Source organism: Rhodoplanes sp. Z2-YC6860 (genome assembly GCF_001579845.1).
GTDB lineage: Bacteria > Pseudomonadota > Alphaproteobacteria > Rhizobiales > Xanthobacteraceae > Z2-YC6860.
In genome coordinates, this window is the sequence record NZ_CP007440.1 from 4,759,089 (window position 1) to 4,783,411 (window position 24,323).

Consider the following 24,323-nt stretch of genomic DNA (forward strand, 5'->3'; position numbering starts at 1 on the left):
GCTAGAGCGTCGGCACCCGGACGAACGAGCCCGGCTGGCCAAGCGCAAGCTCTTGCGTCGTGCCGTCGCGCTGATCGAGCGCGTCGACACGCGCGGCCGGCGGCCCCATGCGGCAGACTTCGATTACCGTGGCCACCACATCGCCAGGCCCTGAGAATACGGCTTCGACCGAAACGCGGTCGGCGCGATTGCGCACCCAGCCTTCCAGTCCTTGCTGCGCAGCCTCTTCCAGCACGAAATCGCGGAAACCCACCCCCTGCACCCGTCCGCGAAACACCACATGGCGGATGACATTCGCGATCACATGACGTCTCCGAGCTTGCGATGGCCGCTGCCGAGCGGATGCTGCGCCGTCCAGGATTCGAGCGAGCGAATGTAAGATCCGGGCAACCGCCATTCGCGCGCGGCGGCCAGCACCAGTTCGATGTAGCCTGGCTTCGGCCGCCCCTCGCCGCGCGGCCGCGCAAAGTAGACCAGCGCCGGCATGAGTTCGCCGGCATGGCGCACCGGCACGGTCGCCGTGTGATAGAGGCCGGCCGCGACATTCTCCCAGGCGTCGAGCGTCACCCGATCGTGTGGCGTGATCCGCCAGAGAACGCCATGCACGGTCTGCGCCGGCTGCGGTTCGACCGAAGCGTAGCCGTCACCGGTGATCACGAAGCGATGTGCGGCAAGCTCGGCCGCGCCCAGCGGTTCAGCGTCGCGGGCGTGGCGCTTCATGATGGCGCGGCTCATGTTGGCGCCATAGGCGAAGTGCAATGTCATGACACGGCCGGTGTCCTGCTCGGTCGCGTCGCGGCCCAGATCGAGAAGCACACCGCGATCGCCACCGGCAGCAGCATAACGGCGACAAAGGCCATCAGCCAGATTTGCAAGCCGCCGAAACCGGTGTCGCCGCTGAACAACGCCAGCAGGTAGAAAAGCACGAACAGGTTCAGCACCGTGTTGTCGCCGCTCGCACCGCCGTCGCCGGCAGCATTGAGCGACACCACGAAGGCCATCAGGATCACCAGCAATGCGATCTCCAGCGCATAGACCATGGCGATCCCGATGACCGTGCCCCAAGGCCGGCCGGCATCGTTGAGCCTGCGCCGGTGCAGCACGATCCAGAGCCCGATCAGCACGACCTGCGCCAGCACGAACGGCACGACGCTCATCCGCGACGTGACCGGTTGCGACAACAGCATCTGCGAGACGAAGCTCGCGACGTAGATCAGCAACACCGCGAAAACAAACGGCGCCGGCTTGATGCCGGCTGGTGCAGAGGTCGATACGGACGGCGGGCTCATGCCGGCATCGTCGCACGCCAGGCCCGCAATAACCACGCCTCGTGATCTACTGGCGGCGCTCCGGCTTGATGCCGGTGTCTTCGACCTCGTCGGTCAACTCCTCGTAGTCCTCGGAATCGAGGTCTTCGGTATCGGAGTCATGGAGCGGGTGCTGAGCAACGCCGCCGTCTTCAGTTGGCTGCAACGCGCCGGGCGCCAATCCCTCTTCACCTGCCGTCGGCACAGTTGCGGGCGCATCGGGGATCGGCTGGTCGCGACGGCGCACATCGTCCGGCATCTCGGACTGGTCGGGCACAAGTTTCGGCTTTGGCATTCGGGGAACCTCCGTCGGAGGACCAACCCAGCCCGCGCACCGATGTTCCGCATCAAAGATTCAGGCGAACTCCATGATCACGGCGTCGACCGCGAGACTGTCGCCGGGTTTCACTTTGATGGTTTTGACGGTGGCGTCGCGCTCGGCGCGCAGCACGTTTTCCATCTTCATCGCCTCGACCACCGCCAGCGCCTCGCCGGCCTTGACCTCCTGCCCTTCGGCGACCGCGATGGAGCGCACCAGCCCCGGCATCGGGCACAGCAGCATCTTGCCGGTGTCGGGCGGCAGCTTGATCGGCATCAGCTTCGCCGACGCGGCCTCCCGCTCGGTGTAGACATAGGCCTTGGTCTCGACGCCGCGGTGCGACAGCGCAAAGCCATTGAGGATCGGCCGCACCTGCACGGCGACCGGCTGCCCGTGGACGGTGCCGCTCCACACCGCATCGCCCGGCATCCAGTCCGACACCAGCACGCGGGCGAGGCCGGCCGCGCCCTTCGCATCGACGAACTGCACCGCGATGCCCTGCGCCTCGCGCGCGACGTCAAGCGTCAGCCACAGTTCGCCAAGCTGCACCGCGCGGCGGCGCTCGCGGGTCACCGTGCGGCCGTTCATCTGGCCGGAGATCTGGCGCTTTCTCTCGCCCAGCACATGATCGATCGCGGCCGCGACCGCGCCGATCACCTCGACGGTCTCCCCCGCGGGCTTCACCGCGTGGAAGCCCTCGGGATATTCCTCGGCGATGAAGCCGGTCGAGAGCCGCCCTTCTTGCCAGCGCTTGTGCTGCATCAGCGCCGACAAAAACGGAATGTTGTGGCGAATGCCGTCGATAACGAAGGCATCGAGCGCGTTCGATTGCGCTGCGACCGCCGCGGCCCGCGTCGGCGCATGCGTGACGAGCTTGGCGATCATCGGATCGTAGTGGATCGAAATCTCGCCACCCTCGGTGACGCCGGTGTCGTTGCGCACGGTGACGCCGCCGGCGCTCGCCTCGGCAGGCGGCCGATAGCGCGTCAGGCGCCCGGTCGAAGGCAGGAAGTTGCGATACGGATCCTCGGCATAGACGCGGCTTTCGACCGCCCAGCCGGTGAGCTTCACGCCGTCCTGCGTGAGCAACAGCTTCTCCCCCGCCGCGACGCGGATCATCTGCTCCACGAGGTCGATGCCGGTGATCAGCTCGGTGACCGGATGCTCGACCTGCAGCCGCGTGTTCATCTCCAGGAAGTAGAAGCTCTTGTCCTGGCCCGCGACGAACTCGACGGTGCCGGCGCTGTCGTAACCCACGGCTTTCGCCAGCGCGACCGCCTGCTCGCCCATCTTCCGGCGCGTCGCCTCGTCGAGCAGCGGCGACGGCGCCTCCTCGATGACCTTCTGATTGCGGCGCTGGATCGAGCATTCGCGCTCGCCGAGATAGATCACGTTGCCGTGCTTGTCGCCCAGCACCTGGATTTCGATGTGACGCGGATTGACGATGAACTTCTCGATGAACATCCGGTCGTCACCGAACGAGGATTTCGCTTCGGACTTCGAGCGCGCGAAACCCTCGGCGACCTCACTGGCCGAATGCGCAATGCGCATGCCCTTGCCGCCGCCACCCGCCGAGGCCTTGATCATCACCGGATAGCCGATTTCGTTGGCGATCTTCACCGCCTCCGTCTCGTCCGCGATGACGCCGAGATGGCCGGGTACGGTGGAGACCTTGGCCGCCGCGGCGGCCTTCTTCGATTCGATCTTGTCGCCCATCGCCGCGATGGCCTTGGGGTTGGGCCCAATGAACACAACCCCGGCCTTGGCCAGCGCGTCAGGGAAAGCCTCGCGCTCGGAGAGGAAGCCGTATCCCGGATGCACCGCCTCGGCGCCCGTTGCCCGGCAGGCTTCGACGATCTTGTCGATGACCAGATAGCTCTGCGCCGCGGCCGGCGGGCCGATCGCCACCGCCTGGTCGGCCATCTCGACGTGCAGTGCGTCACGATCGGCTTCGGAATAGACCGCAACGGTCTCGATCCCCATCCGCCGTGCGGTCTTGATGATCCGGCAGGCGATTTCGCCGCGATTGGCAATCAGAATGCGCTTGAACATGGGCTTATACTTGCGTTGTACGCGGGACGCTGTCCAGCGGCGTTGCAAGTCTCATGCTACTCGCGCAGAAAATGCTGCGACATCATTCCAGCCAGCGTCACAAGTTTGGGATAATCAGAGCCTTAACCTCCCCTCGATTGGCCGCTATATGTGGAACCCGGTTCATCGCCCGGCCGCCCGGCCGAGGGCAAAATGCGCCGAGTTCAATTGCGCATCATCCGTTGCGTTCGGGTGAGCGATTTCGAGGAGGTTACCCCATGGCTTTGGCGATTAATGACACCGCTCCGGATTTCGAGGCGGAAACCACAGAAGGCAAGATCAAGTTTCACGACTGGATCGGCGACAAGTGGGTCGTGCTGTTCTCGCACCCCAAGGATTTCACCCCGGTCTGCACCACCGAGCTCGGCTATATGGCCAAGATCAAGCCGGAGTTCGACAAGCGCGGCGTGAAGATCATCGGTCTGTCGGTCGACCCGGTCGATCGGCATGCCGGCTGGGCCGCCGACATCAAGGAGACGCAGGGCTTCGCGCCGAACTATCCGATGATCGGCGACGTCGACTACAACGTGTCGAAGCTCTACGGCATGCTGCCGGCCGCCGTCTCGGGCGATCCGACGAAGCGCACGGCAGCCGACAACCAGACCGTTCGCAATGTCTTCATCATCGGGCCGGACAAGAAGATCAAGCTGATCCTGGTCTATCCGATGTCGGTCGGCCGCAACTTCGACGAGGTGCTGCGCGTCATCGACTCGCTGCAGCTCGGCGCCAAGCACAAGGTGGCGACGCCGGTGAACTGGAAGCAGGGCGAGGACGTCATCATCGGCGGCACCGTGTCCGACGACGACGCCAAGAAGCTGTTCCCGCAGGGCTGGAAATCGCCGAAGCCCTATATCCGCATCGTGCCGCAGCCCAAGTAACCACCCAAGTAACCGCTCGCGGCATAGCGCACGGCGCTGATCGGTCTAATATCAAAGGGCGCGGCTTCTGCCGCGCCCTTTGTCATTGCGGGGTGGCGACGTGAGCGCGGACGATCTTGGCTTCACCCATCGTTTTGTCCCCGGACGGGACACCACCGCGGCTCCGCTGCTTCTGCTCCATGGCTCCGGCGGCGACGAGCACGACCTGATCCCGTTCGCCGAACGGATCGCGCCGGAGCGCACACTCCTGTCGCCGCGCGGCAAGGTCGACGAGCACGGCATCACGCGCTTCTTCCGCCGCTCCGAAGACGGCACCTGGGACTTCGACGACCTCCAGCGGCGCACCGCCGAGCTCGCCGGCTTCGTGTCGCGCGCCTGCGCGGCCTACAGGCTCGATAAGCCGTTGGCGCTCGGCTATTCGAACGGCGCCAACGTCGCGTGGTCGTTGCTGCTGGCAAGCCCCGGCCTGCTCCGCGGCGCGATCCTGTTCCGCGCCATGCTGCCGACCGATCCGCGGCCCCTGCCCGATCTTGCCGGCATCCCGATCCTGCTGATCGCCGCGACCCATGACGAACTGATCCCGGTGCAGCGCGCGGGCCTGCTTGCGGCGCTCCTGGGCGAAGCTGGCGGCGATGTCACCTACGAGGTGCTGCCGGCCGCCCATGGGCTCACCGGCGAGGACATCCTGCTGGCTTCGGAATGGCTTGCCAGGCACGGCTAGAAAGCGCGGCTGGACCCCATCGCGGCGCTATGGCAATGGCAATCCCATGAACGACAAACCGACGTCTCGCAATTTCATGATGAAGCCCGAAGAGCAGCCGCCGTTCGCGGAGTTCATGGGCATGAAGATCACCCATGTGTCGCCCGAGCGGGTGACCGCCGAACTGGCCGTCACCAGGAACCTCACCAATCGCAATGGCGTGATGCATGGCGGTGCCGTGATGGCCTTTGCCGACAACCTCGGCGGCACCGCTGCGACCGCGAACCTGCCGGCAAGCGGCGGCTCGACCGCGACGATCGAGAGCAAGACCAACTTCTTCGCCGGCATCCCCGAAGGCGACGTCGCCAAGGCGGAATGCACGCCGCTGCATCGCGGCCGCACCACGACGGTCTGGCAGACGAAGATCACCCGCGGCGACGGCAAGCTCGCCGCGATCGTCACTCAGACCCAGTTGATGATGAGCAAGCCCGGCGGCTGAGCGCGCGCCGATCAGGTCGCCGCAGGCTTCGCGCCCGGCTGAGCGGCATCCATCATGATTTTCGCCACCGCGCCGTAGAGCGCCGTCCACGCGTCGCGTGCCTTCGGCGTGAACTTCGGCCCAAGCCCCTGCTCCAGCGTCCACAACAACGAGGCTCCGACCTTGTCGTAGTGCTCGTTCTTGACGCCGTATTGGACATGACGAAGCGCCAGCGCCTGGAGCGTCTGCACGAGCGTGGGCATATCCCGAAGCATGCCGATGGCGAGCGCCAGCGTATCCATCAGCTTGCGGCTCTGCTCGGCGATATCTCCCTTGAACAGCGGTCTGGTTTCGGGAGCGATCGCGAACAGGCGCTCGTAGAACAGCAGACCCGCCTTCTCTCTGATCTTGAGCACCTCGGCAAATGTGGACTTGATGATCTGGACTTGGTCCGGAGTCATGAAATCTCCTACCGGCGTGATGCGCCGTAAAATCAGGCTTGGAGCGTCTGAATCGTCTGCGTGAACTCGGCAACCTGATCGCGGATTTTCTTACTCTGTTCGGCAACGGCGCTTGCGGCAGTGCCGAGATTGTTGGCTGCGCGGGCCGCCTGATCGGCAACAGTTTCGATCTCAATGATCGCGGCGCCCACTTCGGCCACGTTGTCCGATGCCGAATTGGCATTGCCGGCGATCTCGCGGGCGGCAACCGCCTGCTGCTCAACCGCAGCGGCAATCCGTGCCGAAAACAGATCGACCTCGCCGATCGTGCCCGAGATGGCTGCGATGGCCTCTACCGACCGGCTGGTGGCCTGTCGCATGGCCGCGACCCGGCGGCCGATATCCTGCGTGGCTGTCGCAGTCTGCCCCGCCAAAGCCTTGACCTCCTGCGCCACGACGGCAAAGCCGCGGCCCATCTCTCCGGCGCGTGCCGCCTCGATCGTGGCATTGAGCGCGAGCAGGTTGGTCTGACTGGCGATCGCTGCGATCAGGTCAGTGACGTTGTCGATTTCCTGAGCCGCGGCGGCCAGCTCACCGATGGCATCGCTGGTCCGTTGTGCTTCCGCGACTGCGCTGTTGGCCAGATGCGACGATTTGGCGGCGTTCGTGCCGACTTCGGTGATCGTCTGCGCGAGCTCCTCACCGGCATGCGCCGCGGAGCGGATTTTCAGCGTGGTGTTTTCGGAAGCCACAACCGCGACGACGGATTGGGCATTCGCATGGGCGGCGGCGCGACCGAGCTTTTCGGCATCCGCAGTCAGTTCGTCGGCAGCACCATGGAGGATGACGGTCGAACCGATGATGTCGCGCCTGAACCGGGCAAGCAGCTCCGTCATCTTTTCCGCACGAAGCGTGGTGGCGGCAAGCTCCTTCTCCTGCTCGATGCCCGCGCGCTTGATCACCTGCGCGTTGCGCTCAGCCTCAAGACGCGCGAACTCGGCCTCGGCGAACGCGACCCGGATGGCGTGGCCGATGCCGATCAGCATGGCCGTTTCGATGACGACGACCACCGCATGCACCAAGACGCGGAGGAAGTTGGATCCGCCGGCATAGATTGCCTCGGGCAGAACGAAGTCCAAGCTCAGGTGCTGTACCGCAATTAGACCGGCCGCGACGATCATCACCCGCCAGTCGCAGAACCCCGACAACATCGCGAGGATCGCAAAGTAGTAGAAGTGCATCTCGACCTGCCACGGGTGGCCGGCCATGAGATAAACCAGGAGCGAGGTCTGCCCGACCAGCGTCACCGCAAGCGCCAGGCCGACGATCAGGATGGGCCGGCGAAGGTACCACGCCAAAAGCGGTGCCGCGGCCAATACCGTCGCGACCAGCATCGTGGCGCCGATATCCCGATTGAGGGCCCAGGCCACCACCATGAGGATCGGAACGTGGACCGCGGCAAGCGCGATCAACGCCTTGGCAACGATGGCTTGGAACATCTGGATGTTGGTCATGGCTCAACAGCGGCTCCAAAAGCCGACAGACACGCAGCAACGATTTTGGGATCAACAACCAGCCAGGCTCCGGCCGCCCGGGCACGCGCCGGATAATCGCGATCATCGGGAATGGCCACAGCGACAAATCCCGGGCCGCCAAAGCGCACAAAGCGTGCGCCCGCCTCGACCGTGCGGGCAAGCGTCTGCTCTGGCGGGGTCCACGGTGCGAAAATCAGCGCCACGCCAAGTTCGGGAGCGCGGGGCGTGAGGGCAACACGCGCGGTCATGCCCAACGTCACGACCGACAGGATCGCGAGCGCGGCGATATCGATCCAATGTCGCCGTAACGACACCGAGCGATCCAATGCGGGTGGATTCCACAGCATTCCACCAGCTAAATGCGCTGCATTTCATTAATGTTTGCTTGATGGTTCCCGTTGGGGACTATCTATTCGACGGCAAATATCAAAAATGTCGAATGAGAAGATCGTATCAGGAGACTAGCGATGGAAGTGCGCGCGGCAGTTGCGTTCGAGGCCGGCAAGCCGCTGGCGGTGACCCATGTGCAGCTCGAAGGCCCGAAAGCCGGCGAGGTGCTCGTCGAGATCAAGGCGACCGGCATCTGCCACACCGACGAATTCACATTGTCGGGCAAGGATCCCGAGGGGCTGTTTCCGGCCATTCTCGGACACGAGGGCGCGGGCGTGGTGGTCGATATCGGTCCGGGCGTCACTTCGGTCAAAAAGGGCGACCACGTCATCCCGCTCTACACTCCGGAATGTCGCGGCTGCCCGTCGTGCCTGTCGCGCAAGACCAACCTCTGCACCGCGATCCGCAACACCCAGGGCCAGGGCCTGATGCCCGACGGCACCTCGCGGTTCTCGGTCGAGGGCAAGAAAATCCACCACTACATGGGCTGCTCGACCTTTGCGAACTTCACGGTGCTGCCCGAGATCGCGGTTGCGAAAATCCGCGAGGACGCGCCTTTCGATAAGGTCTGCTACATCGGCTGCGGCGTCACGACCGGCATCGGCGCGGTGCTGAACACGGCGAAGGTCACACCCGGCGCGAAATGCGCGGTGTTCGGGCTGGGCGGCATCGGACTCAACGTGATCCAGGGGCTGCGGCTCGCCGGCGCCGACATGATCATCGGCGTCGACACCAACAACGACAAGAAGGCCTGGGGCGAGCGCTTCGGCATGACGCACTTCGTCAATCCGAAAGAGATCGGCGGCGACCTCGTGCCCTACATCGTCAACATGACCAAGACGCCGGCCGACCAGATCGGCGGCTGCGACTACACCTTCGAATGCATCGGCAATGTCGAACTGATGCGCGCGGCGCTGGAATGCAGCCACCGCGGCTGGGGCGAGAGCATCATCATCGGCGTGGCGCCGGCCGGCGCGGAGATCAAGACCCGGCCGTTCCAGCTCGTGACCGGACGCGTGTGGAAAGGCACTGCCTTCGGCGGCGCCAGGGGCCGCACCGACGTGCCCAAGATCGTCGACTGGTACATGGACGGCAAGATCGAGATCGACCCGATGATCACGCACGTGATGCCGCTCACCGACATCAACCGGGCGTTCGACCTGATGCATTCGGGCGAAAGTATCAGGAGCGTCGTGGTCTATTGATGCCCTACTGGGCGCGGATCGCAGCGCGGGCCTTGTCGATCAGCTCCTTCGGCAGCCCGTAGATTTCGTTCAACACCCGCTCGATCTCGATGCCCTGCATCGGGCTCACCTCGAGGCGGAGCTTTTCCGCCTCGGCGACGAATTCCGGATCCTTCATGGTCGCGTCGAAGGCCGCGCGCAGCGCAGCCTTGCGGTCTTCGGGAATGCCCTGCGCGGCAAAGAACGGCCGCCCGAACGCCTGACCGGCGAGATGCACGCGCAAGACCTCGCGCTGCTCTTCGTTCTGCGCCTTGTCGATCGCAAGCGGCACGTCGGCCGGCATGTCGGGCGCCTTCTCCAGCGCGAACACCGAAATGAGGTTGATCTTCTTATCGCGCAGCCAGTCCGGCTTGGTGCTCTTGATCGAGTCCCACGACCAGCCGCAGCGGCCGTCGAGTTCGCGCCGCTCGACTGCGAGATTGACCTCGGTGCCGCCCGGATAGCCGGACACGAGCTTCACTTTGGCGCCGAACATGTTCTTCATGATCAGCGCAAAGTTGTCGAGGTCGGAGCCCGGCCCCTCGCCGCCCAGCACGAACGGCTTGGTCATGGCGTCCTGCCAGGTCTTGACGCCGCTCTCATGCCAGGTGGCGCAGAGGCTGTTGTTGTTGGCGATGTTGCCGATCCAGGAAAACGCGCGGCCGTCGAACTTGGCATCGCCGATCAAGGGCTCGACCGGCAGGCTGCGCGACATGGTGCCAAGCACGCTGCCGTCCTTCGGCGCGACGCTTGCAACATACTGCGCAGCGCGCAGGCTGCCGGCGCCCGGCATGTTCTGCGAAATGACGGTCGGGCGGCCCGGAATGTAGCGCCCCATGTATCGGGCGAGCAGCCGCGCGTAGATGTCATAACCGCTGCCGGCACTGAAGCCGATCACCATCGTGACGTTGCGGCCCTTGTAAAACTCTTCGACGCTCTGGGCTTTGATCGGACCGGTCAGCATCGTAAGCATCGCCGAAACGACAACGGCACGCACTGCGGCTTGCAATCGCATAAATCGCCCCTTCTGAACCGGCGGGACCATCATCCTCGCCGTTTCGTCCGGCTTCAAGCCCGTTGCGAGCGCCAGTTCACCAGCGCCACGCCCGCCACGCAAACCGCCATGCCGAACAACGCGAGCAGCGATAGCTGCTCATCGAACATCAACCAGGCCATCAGCGCGGTGACCGGCGGCGTGAGATAAAACAGGCTCAGCACGCGCGCGGCGGCCTGATGGCGGATCATGAAATACAGAAGCCAGATCGCGCCAAGCGACAGCCCGAACACCAGCCAGCCTACCGCAAGCAGGAATTGCGGTGTCCACTGCACCTGAACGGTCTCGGTCATGAGCGCCGCCAACGCGAACAATCCCATCGCAGCGAGATACTGGAAGAAGAAGCCGACGCGCCATTCGATGCCGCCGCCGAACCGCTTCTGATAGAGCGTGCCAATGGTCATGCCGATCAGCGCGAAGGTCGCCGACAGCCAGGCGGACAACGGCGCTGCGCCGCCGGTGTGCGCGTGCACCACGAGATAGACGCCGGCAACGCCCAGCACGAGACCGGTCCATTGGCGCAATGCGACGCGCTCGCCCAAAAGGCGGCTTGCGAGCGTCGAGGTCAGGATCGGCTGCAGGCTCACCACCAGCGCCGCAAAACCCGCCGGCAACCCGCGGTCGATCGAAACGAACACGCCGCCGAGATAGCAGCCGTGCACCAGGAGCCCCGTCACTGCGCTGTGCAGCATCGCATCGCGCGTGGGCCACGCCGGCCGGGTGGCGAGCACGACCAGCCCGATGACGAGCACAACCCCACCCATCCGTACGGTGAGAAAGGTCAAAGGCGGCGCATAGGGCAGACCGTATTTGGCGCCAATGAAGCCGGACGCCCACAGCACCACGAAGATCGCAGGCGCAGCAAAAACCGCCGCGCCGGTCAGTTTTGAAGATGGTCCCGACATCCTGCCGCTGTTTAGCGGAATTGCGCCCCGCCGTCCGGCTCCGAATGCATTTCTCCCCTGCGCCACCAGGGTACCGCTTCGGTCATTTGTCCACCGCTATGCGCGGAACCCATCGGATCGCCGGCTGGTTGTCATATGAGGAAGAAGCAGCCAAGGAGGCCGACATGTCTGATCCTCGTTACCGGGACTCGCGACTCGATCTGCCGCCAATTCGCGAGGACGAAATCCGCGGCCAGCGCATGAATGAGCTGGAATCCTCCAACGCGATGTGGGGCTGGGTTGCCGGCGCCGTCGTGCTGGCACTGGTGCTGGTTTTTGTGTTTACCCGCGGCCAGGTCGATAACTCGCCGCAGGCTACGCTGCCGCCGCCCGCTGCGACCACGGGCTCGGCACCGTCTCCCAGCACGCAACCTTCGACCACGGGTCAGGCCACACCGGCCCCGACCAAGGCGCCCGACGCAGCGCCGAAGAACGAAGCGAAATAAGCCGTTCGCAGCATGAATGAGTGAAGCACCCCGGCGCTCGGCCGGGGTGCTTTCGTTTTTCAGTTCTCGAAAGCCGGATCGATCGGCACGCGATAGCCGTTGGCAAGTCGATTGGTTTCGTTGGCCATGCCGGTCACCGCCATCACCTCACTGAACATGGCATCGGTCATGCCGGCTTTCCGCGCCGCGGCGGTATGGCTGGCGATGCAATAGCCGCAGCCGTTCGACACGCTGACCGCGAGATAGATCATCTCCTTGACCAGCGGATCGATCGCGCCTGGCGCCATCACCTCCTTGATGCTGTCCCAGGTGCGCTTCAACGTCGCCGGATCGTGCGCCAGATGTTTCCAGAAATTGTTCACGTCCGGCACGTTGCGGGTCTTCTTGATGTCATCATAGACCGCCTTCACCTCGGCAGGCGCGTCGCGATATTCGATCGGCTTCATGCTCGTCCCTTTGTCAATTTCCGGCCGTGGCGCCGGACGCCTTCACCACTCTAGCCCATTTCGGAATCTCGGATTTGATGTACGCCCGCAGCTCGTCCGGCGAACTGTTGACCACGTCGACGCCGAGATCCGTCAGCGCCTTGCGCGACTGCGGATCGTTCAGCGTGTCGTGCAGCGCACGCTGCAAAGCCTGCGACACGTCGTTCGGCAGGTTCGGTGGCGCAACGATGGCATGCCAGGTGGCGGCGTCGAACCCCGGATAGCCGCTTTCCGCAATGGTCGGAACATCGGGCAGCGCCGAGGTGCGTGTCAGCGTGGTCACCGCGATCGCGCGCAGCGCGCCGCTCTGAAGATGCGGCAGCAAGGGCGCCGGCGGATTGAACGCCACCGGGACGTGGCCGCCGATCACGCTTTGCAGCGCCTGCCCGGTGCCGCGAAACGGCGCGTGCGTCATCTCGAGGCCGGCCTCGACCTTGAGCAATTCGCCAGCGAGATGCGCCGGCGTGCCGACGCCGCCCGAGCCGAAGGTGAGCTTGCCGGGGTTGGCCTTCACGAAGGACACAAATTCGGCCAGCGTCTTCGCCGGCACCGAGCCCGGATGCACGTAGAGCAAATTGGTCTGGGTACCGACCAGGCCGATCGGCTCGAAATCCTTCTCGGGATCATAGCCGAGATTTTTGTAGAGGCTCACGTTGATCGCCAGCGACGAGCCGGTTGCAAGCAGAATGGTGTAGCCGTCAGGCGTTGCGCGCGCGACCGCCGTGGCCGCGATGCCGCCGCCGGCAACCGCGCGGTTTTCGACCACCACGGGCTGCTTGAGGATCTCTTCCATCTTCTTGGTGAGGATGCGCGCCATGACATCGCTTGGTCCACCGGGTGCGAAACCGATAACCAGCGTGATCGGCTTTTCCGGAAAACCGGCCTCAGCCGGAGCGATCAAGAACAACGATGCAACCAATACCGACACAAGGCCGGCACAAAGCCTTCCCACGCGCTCCATTGGCCTCTCCCTAGAACCGGTCGTTCTTGCGGGACGCTCTTGGTGGCGCCGCTTGTCCCAGCCTAGAGCGGTTCACAATTTGACGGAAGCGTATCCGGCGTTTGCGAAGTAGTTGCTGCATTCGCGGGGGCCTATGGTTGTGACGAGGCTGCCGATTTGGCGCCAGACATCGTCGATGGTGCGCCTTTGAGCCATGCGCATCCAATGTTTGATCTTGGCGAAGGCCTGCTCGATCGGATTGAGGTCCGGCGAGTAGGGCGGCAGGTACCAGAGCCTGGCTCCGGCTGCTCTTATGATCTGTCGCAGCACGGCAGCCTTGTGGCTTCCGAGGTTGTCCATGACGACAATATCGCCGGCCTTCAGTGCGGGAACGAGTTGCTGCTGGACATAGGCTCGGAAGCACTCGCCGTTGATCGGGCCATCGAACACGCAAGGGGCTGTGAGGCCGTCGTGGCGGAGCGCGCCGAGGAAGGTCAGCGTCCGCCAATGACCATGCGGCGCGTAAGCTCGCAGGCGATCGCCCTTGCGTCCCCATCCGCGCAGCGGGGCCATGCTGGTCTTGATCCAGGTTTCGTCGATGAGGACCAAACGCCGTGGATCGAGACCGGCCTGCCAGGATCGCCAGCGCTTTCGTCTGCGGGCGATGTCGGCCCGGGCCTGTTCAAGCGCGAACAGTGTTTTTTTTGAACCGCAGGTCTTCGCGCCGCAGGAACAGCCACACGGCATTGTGCGAGACCTTTACCCCACGCGCGGCAAGTTCGTCCTTCAGCCCATGCAGGGTCAGATGCGGGGTCTGTCTGATGCGCTCCAGGATGAAGGCCCGATGCGGATCGAGCACCGGCTTGCGATATCCACCCATCTTGCTCGGCGACACTGAGCCAGTCGTCCGATAGCGCTGAGACCACTTCACCACCGACGACACCGCCACGCCGAACCGCGAAGCCACCGTCCGGCAGCTCTCACCGTTCCGCACCGCCGCAACGACACGCTCACGCAGATCATTGGACAGAGGTCGGGTCATGAGCTGCTGGCCTCCAACCCAGCCAGCAGCTTGAATCACAATTCGAAGCCCAGCGGAATCCCCAGCGATTCAGAAAAGAAGTGAACCGCTCTAGAGGGGATCGCTGCCGGCTGGAATAATCGTTTGGGAGATGGCTGCCGAAATCCGATCAGAAGTCGAGCTTGTCGCGCACGGCCTCGATGCCGGCTTTGGCACAGGCCTCATCGGCATCGCCGCCCGGTGCGCCTGAAACGCCAACCGCGCCGACCGTGGCGCCGCTCGCTTCGATCATGACACCGCCTGCAACGATCACCACGCCCGGCAGGTTCCGGATCCCGGCTTGCGGCGTGCCGGGCTGCGTCATCGCGACCAGTTCCGCAGTGCTGCTGCGAAAGCTTGCCGCGGTCCAGGCTTTGCCGGTAGCAGTCGATGGCGTGTGCGCACCGGCAAAGCGGTCGCGCAGCATCACTTGTGTGACGCCGAAGCGATCGACAACCGCGACCGCGGCTTGATAACCGCGCTTGCCGCATTCGGTGAGCGCCGCGCGTGCGAGATCGAGCGCCACATCCGGACTCAAGGACTTGTAGGTGACGAGCGCATCCTGCGCACGTACTGGCGTCGTTGCGAATGCAAGCGTCAGCGCAAGACCTGAAACAACAAGACCTGGGAAAACAAGCCCTGCGACAAACCTTGATACGATCATCGTCCTCTCCGCATCAGTACAAAAACGGATTTCGTCGCTCGTTCGAAAAAGATTTCTCGCGCGCGACGTCATCACCGACAGTGTAATCGAACTGTGGGGATAAGTTTGTCACAAACGAAGTGCACGGTTGCGACGGCGCGCGAAAGGGCTAGCAGTAACGGCCCCGCTCCTCACATTGTCCGGGTGCTGCCATGGCGATCACGTTGACCGATGACGAAGCTGGCCGACAGATCCTCGGCATCTTTGTGCGCTATCGGGTGCCGGCCGGTGGGACGTTGCGCCGCACGCATTTCTTCGACGTGCGCGACGGCGATTTCCAGCGCGGCCTCGACAACGCTACGGCGCGCAAGTGGGTCGCCGTGCATCACCGTGACCGCTATCGCTACATCCTGACCGAGGAAGGCTACGCTGCAGGCCGCAGCGCCGAGGAGTTGGCTCATCAGGAGCTTCTCAAGACCGACGCGTGAACGCCGGGCCGTCTTGAGCCCGAACTGAAGCGTTGGAACCTTGGTTCTCGCGTCGGGCTTGTCTCCCTGAGTGCCAGGGAGACAAGCCATGGATGAGCGGAAACAACAGCCGCCGCAATATCCGGTGCCGGAGGTGATCCAGCCCGACCCGATGCTTCAGCCGCAACGCAATTGGCTCGGGACTGCGATGGTCTATGTCGGCGCCGCCGCGATCATGGTGCTGGTTCTCTACGGCCTATCGCGCCCCGAGGCGACACAACAACAGGCAGCGAACACACCAAGCGCGGCAACGCAGACAGAGCCGGCCGGCGCCCCCGCGCAACCCAGTACCACCGGTTCGGGACAGAGCCAGAGCGGCGATCAGGCGAAAGCCGGAAAGGCGGGCGGTCAGCCGGCCCGGTCCGACAGTTCCAACGATACCGGCTCGAAGAACCAGCCGCGGCAACAGGCGCAGTAGCTGCGGCCGTCGCGCTGAAGCCACCGCTCATCGCGCGTTGCCGACGTCATTTCAAAATGCCGCCGCGCGCTCGCCGGAATTGGTACACGCTTCTTTGCCCAAGGTGTCGATCTTCTTTGCCCAAGGTATCGATGAAGCGTCCGGACGCTCGATGAGCTTGGCGAATTGGTGTTTTTCCTGTGTCCCGGCGCCTGCACGGCGGCGATAGTGCCAGAGATCGCCGCAGAAATTCCCTAATCGTTTCCGGAACATCGGCCAGCACTGAACGTTCAGTCTGCGCTATGTATTACGCCCCGCGTTATTCGCCTGATAAACCCGGTATGCCGATCCTCGGCTATTTTGTCGTGGTGGGAGCCGTTCTGACAACGCTGCTGTTTGCAGCCGACTCCTACCTGGCGAAACCGGCGAAGCTGAGCTTCGCCAGCAACTTCGACGGGCTTCCGGCAGAGTACCGGGGTGAGCCCGGAACCCGCCGGCCTGCCGAGGCCGTGCCCGCCCTTGCCTCGCTCACGCCAGTCGCCGAAACCACGGGCTCCGCGCCGCCTGCCGAGCCACCGCATGCGGTCGTCGCGCACCAACAGCCGGAGACAACGAAGGCCGCCAAACCCCAGCGCAAGGTCGTGCGCAAACAGCGGCAGCGCCAGGACGATGACGACTGGTTCGGCGGCAACAACCGGCGCGAGTTCGCCAGCAACCGCGATCCGTTTTCATCGGGCTATCGCGACAGCGAACCGTCGTGGCGCGACTCCTGGGCTTCAGGCGGATACGAGCAACCGCGCATGAGCCGCCGCGCATCGCGTTCGAACAACGACTTCTGGTTCCGTTAGACTCCTTCCCTACACCCACCCGCCGCGCGCCATGATCGCGGCGCACAGCAGAATGATGACGATGCCCGTGAGCTCCGCATGGATCACGCCCGTGATCATGCGGAGCTTTCTTGCGTCGGGCCGCGGCACCTGACCGGTCCGCAGCGCCGCCCGCCATGACAAGAACTCCACCGTCGGAATGGCCGACAGCAGCGCCAGAAGAATGAACAGAGCAAACTTGGTCAGGAAGGCGTGGCTGTGAAAATAATAGGTCGCGCCCTTCTCGAAATAGAACACGCGCGGAAAGCCCACCGCCAGGAGCACGGTCGCGGCAACGCCAAGCACCGCGTCGGTGGCGATCAGCCGCCGCGCCGATGAGAGCGTGAGCTCCTGACGGATCAGCACGAACTCGACCGCGATCGCTGCAACCAGTGTGAACGCGGCAAGATGATGCAGAAACGCGAACAGCGTGGTCATGGGGTTCCGGCCTTCACTTGCCAATCCTCACTTGCCAGGCGCGCCGATTGACACCGGCCTCACCGGCGAGCCCGAGCCGCCCTGGGTGCGCAGCGGCAGGATCATGGTGCAGGACAGCCAGACCTTGTCCTTGGCGAGTTCGCCGAGATTGGCGTTCTGGATCTGGTGAATGCCGGCGATCGCAAGGTTCTGGTGATGGATCACGAACGGCAACCCGTCGGGCGTGCCGGCCGCGGGCGCGGCCTTGTTCTGCAGCATGCCGTCCGGCACCGGATCGGTGAACGCGTTGTCCAGGGCGACCAGCACGACCTTCTTCTCGGCGATCATCTTGGCGGCGTCGTAACCAAGTCCCGGCCCCTTGGTGTAGTAGAACTTCTCGGTGTCGGGATCTTTCCAGTAATCACCCCAGCCGGTGTAGATGTAGAGCACGTCGCCGGGCTGCAGCCCGCGTTTGCCCAGGCCCTGCGCCTTCAGCATCGCCTCGATGTCCTTGGCACCGATCACGGCGCCGGGCTCCATCGGTTTGCCCTTCCCGAGATAAGCCCTGGCATCAAGCAGCACCGCGGTGGTGACGATCGGCGGTGCCTTGTCGATGCCGAGCTTCTTCAGCGGCGAATCCGGCGTCGGCTTCACGTCGGTCTGGGTGAAACCGCCATAGTATTTCGCGCGGTCCGACGGAAACGCGCTCTTGCCGTCCCACTTGTCCGGCAGCACCGCGAAATGGCCGATCGCGTCCATCTGCGTGCCCTGCTGGCCGGGATCGTCGCTCACCGTCTCGTCGGTGTTGAAGGCGTGATAGGTGCCGGGGATGCCGACAGTCGGCTTGGCGTTCTCCTTATGCGGGATCGCAAACGGCGACTGCGGCATGGTGTTGGAGCGGATGAAGGACAGTTCGTAGACTTTCGCCTTGGCCTTCGCCAGATACGGCGCGCAGCGCTTCCAAGTCTCGGGCCCGAGCGTGTTGGCCATGCCGATCTCATCGCCGGCAGGCCATGATGATGCAGCTGTCGGCTGGGCTTGTGACTGAGAATGCGCCGCATGCGACGCGATCAGCAGCGCCGAAGACGCGAGAAAGACGCGGGCGAGAAATTTGCAGGTCATGCGAGCCTCCCGAAATTGTCTTCCGATGCGGCATTGTGGCGCTGCGCTGGGGCGGCAGCAATCGGGGCGTGTCAAACGACACTCTGTCTCGGCTTGAGCTGCCCAGCACCCCGATATGCGGCGCCCGGACGCAGTGTGACGGCGGTCATACGCGCGCAATCAACAGAGTCGTAACGTCGTTGCGTGAGGCTTTGATTCCTAGCCTCCCCCGATCAGGGAATGAACCTTGTCGGCGCCGGTCGCGACCAACAGATATGCGGCGCCATATCGCGGCGCCGAACCATCAGGGGAATTAGCATGACCAGTTCTTTTGTCCGATCCAGCCTTCTGGCCCTCGCTGCCGTGGCAGCCACCGCGAGCTTCGCGAACGCAGGCACGCCCTATGACGGCCGTTGGAGCCTTTCGATCACCACGACCCGTGGCTCGTGCGACACCTACAATTTCCCAGTCGACATCACGAACGGCCATGTCAGCTTCCCGGGCCTGGTCAAGGCCAACGGCCGCGTCACCGGCAAGGGCAGCGTGCGCGTGTTCGTCTCGGCGATGGGCAAATCGGCGAATGGCTCGGGCCGGCTTAGCGCGTCCCGCGGCGGCGGCAGTTGGAGCGGCCGCTCCGGCGACGAGCGCTGCTCGGGACGCTGGACGGCGGAGCGCGCGTAAGCGCCGCCGCGCCACAGACCAGTCACACAAAAAAGAAAGCCGGCGCGGGCTTGGCCTGCGCCGGCTCATTTTTGTCCGGTCCCGCTCACCAGTGCATGACGATGCCCGCGACCGCGCCGATCAGCAGCATCAGACAAGCCATCGCCTGGATGAAAAACCCCGGCCGTCGCTTGTCCACCGCTTCGCGGTAGCCGACGTAGTACAGCACGCGGCCCACGATCCAGGCGAGCCCGATTGCGGCCGACGCGGCATCGTTGAAATAGACCGCCGACAGCCACAGCAGCGGCAGGAACACCGGCATCCATTCCAGCGTGTTCATGTGCACGCGGTGGATGCGCTCGAAGTCGGGATGGCCGGCGGTCGCCGGCAGCTTCACGCCGAACTTGGCGTGAGCCACCGAAACGCGGGTGCCGATGAAGAGGTAGAAAACCACCGCCAGCAGCGTGACGACTGCAGTGTATTTCGGCATGGGATCGCCTGCCGTGACGCGGTTACTTCACGCCGAGCAGCTCGACGTCGAACATCAGCGTCGCGTTCGGCGGAATGACGCCGCCTGCCCCGCTCGCGCCATAGCCGAGCGTCGGCGGAATGATCAGCGTGCGCTTGCCGCCGACCTTCATCGAGCCCACGCCCTCGTCCCAGCCACGGATCACGCGGCCCGCGCCGACCGGGAATTCGAACGGCTCGCCGCGGTCGACCGAGGAGTCGAATTTCTTGCCCTTGGCGCCATTGGCATAGAGCCAGCCAGTGTAGTGCACGACGACGGTCTGGTTCGACTTGGGCTGCGCGCCAGTGCCCGGCTTGGTGTCGATGTATTGCAGCCCCGACGCCGTGGTGACGGGCTTCGCGGCGGATTGGGCAACGGATTCATCCATAGTGGCAACTCCAAGAACAGGCAGTCCGAGGGTGAGAATTGCAGCCAGTGCGGCAGCGCGTGAAAACGGTGGCATCGATTGACCTCCGGTGGCGATTTCGGGGGCATCTCTGGCCCGATCCGGCGGCCACCGCAAGGGGGCATCGGGCGCGTGGATCAGGTTGGATGCGGGCAAGGCGCGTCGGGGACATATGGCCTGCTGAGGCCATCCGGCACTGTGGGAGGCGGCGGTGGCGGCGACGTCGCCAACACCGTCAATTTGTCGGCCAGGCTTTGAATGCGGTGCTGGCTGATGAACGAGCCGGTCAAAGTGTTGAAGCGGACGGTCCGGATGCGCGGGTTGCACGCCTCGTACGGATGGAATTGCCGGCCGATGTAGCGAAGCAAAGCCAGAATCTCGCCGTGCTCGTAGACGTAATCGAACAGCCGGCCTTTTCGGTAGGTCTGCTCGCCGGCCGCAGCGAAATCGCCAATGCCGATCACGAAGGACGGATCGAACGCGTAGACGATGCGAATGCGCTTGTGGCCATAGGCCACGTGTTGCGCGAGCCCGCCGCCGAGCGAATGGCCGACCGCGACGATCCGGCCGGTGCAGCCCAAACGCTCCGCGATGCTGACGATCCGGTCGATGTGCCCGCCGGCCTGATCGTAATAGTCGTAGATCGGCGTCAGACGATTGAACCAGTGAAAATTGGCGATCCAATCGTCGAACGACGAAAACACGGTGCCGCGATACGAGATGACGGCTTCGCGGCAGGTCCGGCCGCTCATATACACCCAGAGCTGGACACCGAGCTCGCCTGCACAGATCCGGTCGGCCGGACATTCGAACTTCGGCACGCGAACGAATTTCCAGCGGCCGTACTGGGTGCCATCCGCCACATCGTCATAGGCCAGCGCCGCAAGCTGGGCGTAACCGTAATAGACCTTCGCGACGTCGCGCGCCGCATAGCGGTCGGGCTGGTCCCCAACCCGGACGATCACCTCGTTGGGGTCCTGAAACAGGAAAAGGCTGGAGCAGCCGGTCAGCGCAAAGCCGAGCGCCAGCACCACAGCCAGACGGACGCCGAAACGCAACGCCCCCACGACATGCCCCTCCGTCAGCCCAGGAAGAACGCCCGCCGCATCCTAACCCGCCGCCCCTCCGGCGGCGGCGTTGCCGGATACCGCCTCACAGCTCTCGAACGCCGCAAGGCGCGCGGCGCTACGGTCCGTCCAGCTTCTGGGATTTCGCGACCAGGTCGATGGCGAGGAGCGCCGCCTCGTTGTCGATATAGCCACGCTCGGCGGCGATGAACGGCGACAAAAACCGCTCCTCGTATTCCTTGGTGCGTGCCGCGATCTTGTCCGGGTCGCCGATGTCGGCGCGGAAGATGTGCTTTGACGCCATCACGTCATAGGCGCCGCTGAAAGGCGCCGCCGCCTGCGAACAGGCGAACCGGCTGACGGCCGCAGACAGCTTGCTCCTCCCCAACCCCGCAGGGATAATGGACTTTTTATATCTGCAGACTGGGCCGGGGACTTGGGGAACAAACCTGTCATTATCGCAGGCGGCGGCATTGGCGGGCTGGCTGCTGCCTTGACGCTGCATCAGATCGGCGTGCCGTGCGTCGTGTTCGAGGCGGTGCGCGAGATGCGCCCACTCGGCGTCGGCATCAACATGCAGCCAAACGCCGTGCGCGAGCTTTACGACCTCGGCTTTACGGCGGCCGATCTGGACCGCGTCGGCCTGCCGGCCAAGGAGTGGGCGCTGGTCGGGCTCAATGGCAACAATGTCTATTCAGAGCCGCGCGGGCTGCTGGCCGGCTATAGCTGGCCGCAATACGCCGTGCATCGCGGCCATTTCCACATGCTCCTGCACGACAGGCTCAAGGAGCGCGCCGGCGCCGAGGTGCTCCGCCTTGGCAGCCGTGTCACCGGCTATCGGAAGAACTCCGATGGCAGCGTCACAGCATTCATCGAACAGATCGACGGCCGCACATCCGACGTGACTGGCGCGCTGCTGATCGGAGCCGACGGTATTCACTCCGCGGTGCGCGCGCAGATGCACCCGAACCAGCCGCCGATTCACTGGGGCGGTGCGGTGATGTGGCGCGGCACGACTTGGGGCAAACCCATCCGCACGGGTTCGTCTTTCGTCGGGCTCGGCACGCACCGCCAGCGGGTGGTTTTTTATCCGATATCGCACCCCGATCCAGCCACCGGTCTCTCGATGATCAATTGGATCGCTGAGGTCACGATGGACAACAGTGATGGCTGGAAGCAGAGCGGCTGGTTCCGCCAAGTGCAGACATCCGACTTCGCGCACCACTTTGACGGCTGGGTCTGGGACTGGCTCGACGTGCCCAAAATGCTCCGCGGCGCGGACAGCGTCTTCGAAAACCCGATGATCGACCGCGACCCGATCCCGACATGGCAGGACGGCCCGGTGTTGCTGATGGGGGATGCCGCGCACCCGATGTATCCCACTGGCTCGAATGGAGGCAGCCAAGCCATCGTCGATGCGCGCGTGCTCGGCGCGTGCATGGTTGAGCACGGCGTGACGTCTGCGGCGCTGGAGGCCTTCGACAAGAAGCAGTGTGGCCCGATTTCTCAGGTGGTCTTACGCAACCGTGGCGCGGGACCGTTTGGGCTCCTCAACATGGTAGACGAGCGCTGCGGCGGCACGTTCGACAACATCGATGACGTCATCCCGGCGAAAGAGCGCGCGGAATTCATGGCTGGCTACAAGGCCGCCGCTGGATTTGCGATCGAAGCGCTGAACAAGGCCGAGAGGACGATCAAGGAGGCGGCAAGGGTGCCGCCGGCGCACGCGCACGCGATGTAACGCCTGGCTCCAGCGGCACCGAACGCCCGCCCTCCTTCACACCGGCAAATTGTCGTGCTTCCGTTTCGGCATCTCGACCTGCTTGCCCTTCAGCATCGCCAGCGCCCTCGCGATCCGCCGCCGCGTCGAGTGCGGCATGATCACGTCGTCGATATAGCCACGCTCGGCGGCGATGAACGGCGACAGGAACCGCTCCTCGTATTCCTTGGTGCGCGCCGCGATCTTGTCGGGGTCGCCGATGTCGGCGCGGAAGATGATCTCCACCGCGCCCTTCGCCCCCATCACCGCGATCTGCGCCGTCGGCCACGCGTAGTTCAGATCGCCACCGACGTGCTTTGACGCCATCACGTCATAGGCGCCGCCGAACGCCTTGCGCGTGATGATGGTAACGAGCGGCACCGTGGCTTGCGAATAGGCGAACAGGAGCTTGGCGCCATGCTTGATCAAGCCGCCGTATTCCTGATCGGTGCCGGGGAGAAATCCCGGCACGTCGACGAACGTCACGATCGGGATGTTGAACGCGTCGCAGAAGCGCACGAAACGCGCGGCCTTGCGCGAGGCGTCGCTGTCGAGCACGCCGGCCAGCACCATCGGCTGGTTCGCGACGAAGCCCACGGTGCGGCCGGCGATGCGGCCGAAGCCCGTGACGATGTTGCCTGCGAAATTTTGCGAGAGCTCGAAGAAATCGCCCTCGTCCACCACCTTGGTGATGAGTTCCTTGATGTCGTAAGGCTTGTTCGGGTTGTCGGGAATGAGCGTATCGAGCGAACGATCCTCACGTGAGGCGTCGTCGTGGCTCGGCCATTCCGGCACGCCCGCTTCGAAGCTCGACGGCAGGAAGTCGATCAGCCGCCGCATCTGGAGAAGGCACTCGACATCGTTGTCGTAGGCACCGTCGGCGATCGACGATTTCGTGGTATGCACGCTCGCGCCGCCGAGCTGCTCGGCGGTGACCACCTCGTTGGTCACGGTCTTCACCACGTCGGGGCCGGTGACGAACATGTAGCTCGTGTCGCGCACCATGAAGATGAAGTCGGTCATGGCCGGCGAATAGACATCGCCGCCGGCGCACGGCCCCATGATCACGCTGATCTGCGGGATGACGCCCGAGGCGATGACGTTCCTTTTGAACACCTCGCCGTAACCGCCGAGCGAGGCCACGCCCTCCTGGATGCGCGCGCCACCGGCGTCGAACAGGCCGATGATCGGGGCGCGGGCCCGCATCGCGGCGTCCTGCACCTTGATGATCTTCTGCGCATGGGTCTCCGACAGGCTTCCGCCGAACACCGTGAAGTCCTTGGCGAACACGAACACGGTGCGCCCGTTCACCGTGCCCCAGCCGGTGACCACGCCGTCGCCGGGGATCTTCTGCTTCTCCATGCCGAAGTCGATGGAGCGGTGCTCGACGAACATGTCGAACTCCTCGAACGAGCCCTTGTCCATCAGGAGCTCGATGCGCTCGCGGGCGGTGAGCTTGCCGCGCTTGTGCTGGGCGTCGATGCGCGCCTCGCCGCCCCCCAGCCGGGCCTGGCCGCGGCGCTGCTCCAACCTGTCGAGGATATCCTTCATTCCGACCCCGCAGTCCCTTTTCTTCCGAACTCAGGCAAGAGGCATACCACGGAGGGGGCTGGGTTGAAGCTGACCCCCACCCCGGCCCTCCCCCTTTCAGGGGGAGGGAGCGGCTGACGTCGGTATCAGAA

General features: G+C 64.3%; 31 protein-coding genes and 1 pseudogene. 10 read left to right on the forward strand and 22 right to left on the reverse strand.

Annotation, left to right across the window (positions count from 1 at the left end; genetic code table 11):
* Position 1: 1 nt before the first annotated feature.
* The 5 genes from RHPLAN_RS22130 to RHPLAN_RS22150 are packed head-to-tail and all read right to left on the reverse strand — an operon-like array spanning position 2 to position 3,678.
* A complete protein-coding gene (locus tag RHPLAN_RS22130; RefSeq protein ID WP_237179889.1) occupies positions 2–304 on the reverse strand; it encodes an acylphosphatase in 303 nt (100 codons plus the stop codon).
* Positions 301–816, reverse strand: a complete 516-nt coding sequence (locus RHPLAN_RS22135; protein WP_068022019.1) for a gamma-glutamylcyclotransferase family protein — start codon at positions 814–816, stop codon at positions 301–303. The genes RHPLAN_RS22130 and RHPLAN_RS22135 overlap by 4 nt, the downstream gene beginning before the upstream one ends.
* Positions 762–1,289 carry a hypothetical protein gene (locus RHPLAN_RS22140; protein WP_157100412.1) on the reverse strand — a complete coding sequence of 176 codons (528 nt, stop codon included), beginning with the start codon at positions 1,287–1,289 and terminating at the stop codon, positions 762–764. Before RHPLAN_RS22140 ends, RHPLAN_RS22135 begins: the two co-directional genes overlap by 55 nt.
* Positions 1,290–1,335: 46 nt before the next feature.
* On the reverse strand, positions 1,336–1,602 hold the full coding sequence (locus RHPLAN_RS22145; protein WP_068022027.1) for a hypothetical protein: 267 nt from the start codon (positions 1,600–1,602) through the stop codon (positions 1,336–1,338).
* Between the two features lie 60 nt (positions 1,603–1,662).
* Positions 1,663–3,678, reverse strand: a complete 2,016-nt coding sequence (locus RHPLAN_RS22150; RefSeq protein ID WP_068022028.1) for an acetyl-CoA carboxylase biotin carboxylase subunit — start codon at positions 3,676–3,678, stop codon at positions 1,663–1,665.
* Positions 3,679–3,935: 257 nt separating this feature from the next.
* Here RHPLAN_RS22150 and RHPLAN_RS22155 point away from each other — a divergent pair, with 257 nt between their 5' ends.
* From RHPLAN_RS22155 to RHPLAN_RS22165, 3 genes are all read left to right on the forward strand, one after another.
* Positions 3,936–4,595 carry a peroxiredoxin gene (locus RHPLAN_RS22155; protein ID WP_068022029.1) on the forward strand — a complete coding sequence of 220 codons (660 nt, stop codon included), beginning with the start codon at positions 3,936–3,938 and terminating at the stop codon, positions 4,593–4,595.
* A 100-nt stretch (positions 4,596–4,695) separates the two neighbouring features.
* Entirely contained in the window at positions 4,696–5,316 is a 621-nt protein-coding gene (locus tag RHPLAN_RS22160; RefSeq protein ID WP_068022030.1) for an alpha/beta hydrolase, read from the forward strand.
* Positions 5,317–5,362: 46 nt separating this feature from the next.
* Positions 5,363–5,794, forward strand: coding sequence for a PaaI family thioesterase (locus RHPLAN_RS22165; protein WP_237179890.1), 432 nt, complete (start codon positions 5,363–5,365; stop codon positions 5,792–5,794).
* An 11-nt stretch (positions 5,795–5,805) separates the two neighbouring features.
* Here RHPLAN_RS22165 and RHPLAN_RS22170 read toward each other — a convergent pair whose 3' ends face one another.
* From RHPLAN_RS22170 to RHPLAN_RS22180, 3 genes are read right to left on the reverse strand one after another with little or no spacing between them, the layout of a single operon-like run.
* Complete coding sequence (locus RHPLAN_RS22170) at positions 5,806–6,234, reverse strand: globin family protein (protein ID WP_068022031.1); 429 nt, start codon at positions 6,232–6,234, stop codon at positions 5,806–5,808.
* 32 nt (positions 6,235–6,266) lie between these two features.
* Complete coding sequence (locus RHPLAN_RS22175) at positions 6,267–7,727, reverse strand: methyl-accepting chemotaxis protein (protein WP_068022036.1); 1,461 nt, start codon at positions 7,725–7,727, stop codon at positions 6,267–6,269.
* Entirely contained in the window at positions 7,724–8,074 is a 351-nt protein-coding gene (locus tag RHPLAN_RS22180) for a hypothetical protein (protein ID WP_068022039.1), read from the reverse strand. Before RHPLAN_RS22180 ends, RHPLAN_RS22175 begins: the two co-directional genes overlap by 4 nt.
* A 141-nt stretch (positions 8,075–8,215) precedes the next feature.
* Between RHPLAN_RS22180 and RHPLAN_RS22185 the strand changes: the two genes are divergently transcribed.
* Positions 8,216–9,343 carry an S-(hydroxymethyl)glutathione dehydrogenase/class III alcohol dehydrogenase gene (locus RHPLAN_RS22185; protein ID WP_068022045.1) on the forward strand — a complete coding sequence of 376 codons (1,128 nt, stop codon included), beginning with the start codon at positions 8,216–8,218 and terminating at the stop codon, positions 9,341–9,343.
* A gap of 4 nt (positions 9,344–9,347) precedes the next feature.
* Here RHPLAN_RS22185 and RHPLAN_RS22190 read toward each other — a convergent pair whose 3' ends face one another.
* Positions 9,348–10,376: a Bug family tripartite tricarboxylate transporter substrate binding protein gene (locus tag RHPLAN_RS22190; protein WP_068022048.1), complete on the reverse strand. Its 1,029-nt coding sequence runs from the start codon at positions 10,374–10,376 to the stop codon at positions 9,348–9,350.
* Between the two features lie 53 nt (positions 10,377–10,429).
* Entirely contained in the window at positions 10,430–11,320 is an 891-nt protein-coding gene (locus tag RHPLAN_RS22195; RefSeq protein ID WP_068022051.1) for a DMT family transporter, read from the reverse strand.
* Between the two features lie 164 nt (positions 11,321–11,484).
* Between RHPLAN_RS22195 and RHPLAN_RS22200 the strand changes: the two genes are divergently transcribed.
* Positions 11,485–11,805: a hypothetical protein gene (locus tag RHPLAN_RS22200; RefSeq protein ID WP_157100413.1), complete on the forward strand. Its 321-nt coding sequence runs from the start codon at positions 11,485–11,487 to the stop codon at positions 11,803–11,805.
* Between the two features lie 59 nt (positions 11,806–11,864).
* Here RHPLAN_RS22200 and RHPLAN_RS22205 read toward each other — a convergent pair whose 3' ends face one another.
* The 4 genes from RHPLAN_RS22205 to RHPLAN_RS22225 all read right to left on the reverse strand — a co-directional run bounded on the left by RHPLAN_RS22205 (position 11,865) and on the right by RHPLAN_RS22225 (position 14,954).
* A complete protein-coding gene (locus RHPLAN_RS22205; RefSeq protein ID WP_068022053.1) occupies positions 11,865–12,251 on the reverse strand; it encodes a carboxymuconolactone decarboxylase family protein in 387 nt (128 codons plus the stop codon).
* 13 nt (positions 12,252–12,264) lie between these two features.
* A complete protein-coding gene (locus RHPLAN_RS22210; protein WP_084245329.1) occupies positions 12,265–13,251 on the reverse strand; it encodes a Bug family tripartite tricarboxylate transporter substrate binding protein in 987 nt (328 codons plus the stop codon).
* A gap of 72 nt (positions 13,252–13,323) precedes the next feature.
* Positions 13,324–14,272 (reverse strand): IS630 family transposase gene (locus tag RHPLAN_RS38495; RefSeq protein ID WP_157099974.1). Its coding sequence is split into 2 segments (ribosomal slippage): positions 13,324–13,935 and positions 13,937–14,272, totalling 948 coding nucleotides; the frame shifts between segments, so codons are not numbered across the junction.
* Between the two features lie 148 nt (positions 14,273–14,420).
* The gene (locus RHPLAN_RS22225) at positions 14,421–14,954 is read right to left on the reverse strand and encodes a GlcG/HbpS family heme-binding protein (RefSeq protein WP_068022058.1); all 534 of its coding nucleotides are present in this window, start codon (positions 14,952–14,954) and stop codon (positions 14,421–14,423) included.
* 191 nt (positions 14,955–15,145) lie between these two features.
* Between RHPLAN_RS22225 and RHPLAN_RS22230 the strand changes: the two genes are divergently transcribed.
* Positions 15,146–15,421, forward strand: coding sequence for a hypothetical protein (locus tag RHPLAN_RS22230; protein ID WP_068022061.1), 276 nt, complete (start codon positions 15,146–15,148; stop codon positions 15,419–15,421).
* 88 nt (positions 15,422–15,509) lie between these two features.
* Positions 15,510–15,878 (forward strand): hypothetical protein, encoded by a 369-nt coding sequence (locus RHPLAN_RS22235; RefSeq protein ID WP_068022064.1) that lies wholly within the window; start codon positions 15,510–15,512, stop codon positions 15,876–15,878.
* 51 nt (positions 15,879–15,929) lie between these two features.
* On the opposite strand, the gene RHPLAN_RS39555 is transcribed toward RHPLAN_RS22235, so the two are convergent.
* A complete protein-coding gene (locus RHPLAN_RS39555; RefSeq protein WP_157100414.1) occupies positions 15,930–16,130 on the reverse strand; it encodes a hypothetical protein in 201 nt (66 codons plus the stop codon).
* 68 nt (positions 16,131–16,198) lie between these two features.
* On the opposite strand from RHPLAN_RS39555, the gene RHPLAN_RS22240 reads away from it, so the two are divergent.
* Positions 16,199–16,705: a hypothetical protein gene (locus RHPLAN_RS22240; RefSeq protein ID WP_068022067.1), complete on the forward strand. Its 507-nt coding sequence runs from the start codon at positions 16,199–16,201 to the stop codon at positions 16,703–16,705.
* A 9-nt stretch (positions 16,706–16,714) separates the two neighbouring features.
* On the opposite strand, the gene RHPLAN_RS22245 is transcribed toward RHPLAN_RS22240, so the two are convergent.
* Together RHPLAN_RS22245 and RHPLAN_RS22250 are read right to left on the reverse strand one after the other, a co-directional pair.
* Positions 16,715–17,161 carry a DUF2214 family protein gene (locus tag RHPLAN_RS22245; RefSeq protein WP_068022070.1) on the reverse strand — a complete coding sequence of 149 codons (447 nt, stop codon included), beginning with the start codon at positions 17,159–17,161 and terminating at the stop codon, positions 16,715–16,717.
* Positions 17,162–17,188: 27 nt separating this feature from the next.
* Complete coding sequence (locus tag RHPLAN_RS22250) at positions 17,189–18,262, reverse strand: cyclase family protein (protein ID WP_068022071.1); 1,074 nt, start codon at positions 18,260–18,262, stop codon at positions 17,189–17,191.
* Positions 18,263–18,559: 297 nt separating this feature from the next.
* On the opposite strand from RHPLAN_RS22250, the gene RHPLAN_RS22255 reads away from it, so the two are divergent.
* Positions 18,560–18,922 (forward strand): hypothetical protein, encoded by a 363-nt coding sequence (locus RHPLAN_RS22255; RefSeq protein WP_198164443.1) that lies wholly within the window; start codon positions 18,560–18,562, stop codon positions 18,920–18,922.
* Positions 18,923–19,007: 85 nt separating this feature from the next.
* Here the strand turns inward: RHPLAN_RS22255 and RHPLAN_RS22260 are convergent, their stop codons facing one another.
* The 4 genes and pseudogenes from RHPLAN_RS22260 to RHPLAN_RS41045 all read right to left on the reverse strand — a co-directional run.
* Positions 19,008–19,391 (reverse strand): MAPEG family protein, encoded by a 384-nt coding sequence (locus RHPLAN_RS22260; protein WP_068022079.1) that lies wholly within the window; start codon positions 19,389–19,391, stop codon positions 19,008–19,010.
* Positions 19,392–19,413: 22 nt separating this feature from the next.
* Positions 19,414–19,872: an FKBP-type peptidyl-prolyl cis-trans isomerase gene (locus RHPLAN_RS22265; RefSeq protein ID WP_068022083.1), complete on the reverse strand. Its 459-nt coding sequence runs from the start codon at positions 19,870–19,872 to the stop codon at positions 19,414–19,416.
* Positions 19,873–19,952: 80 nt separating this feature from the next.
* Positions 19,953–20,882, reverse strand: coding sequence for a Tle-like phospholipase domain-containing protein (locus tag RHPLAN_RS22270; protein WP_157100415.1), 930 nt, complete (start codon positions 20,880–20,882; stop codon positions 19,953–19,955).
* A gap of 181 nt (positions 20,883–21,063) precedes the next feature.
* Positions 21,064–21,234, reverse strand: a pseudogene (locus tag RHPLAN_RS41045) (methylmalonyl-CoA carboxyltransferase); the annotation flags it as partial.
* Between the two features lie 84 nt (positions 21,235–21,318).
* On the opposite strand from RHPLAN_RS41045, the gene RHPLAN_RS22280 reads away from it, so the two are divergent.
* Positions 21,319–22,623, forward strand: a complete 1,305-nt coding sequence (locus RHPLAN_RS22280; RefSeq protein WP_068022089.1) for a flavin-dependent oxidoreductase — start codon at positions 21,319–21,321, stop codon at positions 22,621–22,623.
* Positions 22,624–22,659: 36 nt separating this feature from the next.
* Here RHPLAN_RS22280 and RHPLAN_RS22285 read toward each other — a convergent pair whose 3' ends face one another.
* Complete coding sequence (locus RHPLAN_RS22285; RefSeq protein ID WP_068022092.1) at positions 22,660–24,192, reverse strand: acyl-CoA carboxylase subunit beta; 1,533 nt, start codon at positions 24,190–24,192, stop codon at positions 22,660–22,662.
* Between the last annotated feature and the right edge of the window lie 131 nt (positions 24,193–24,323).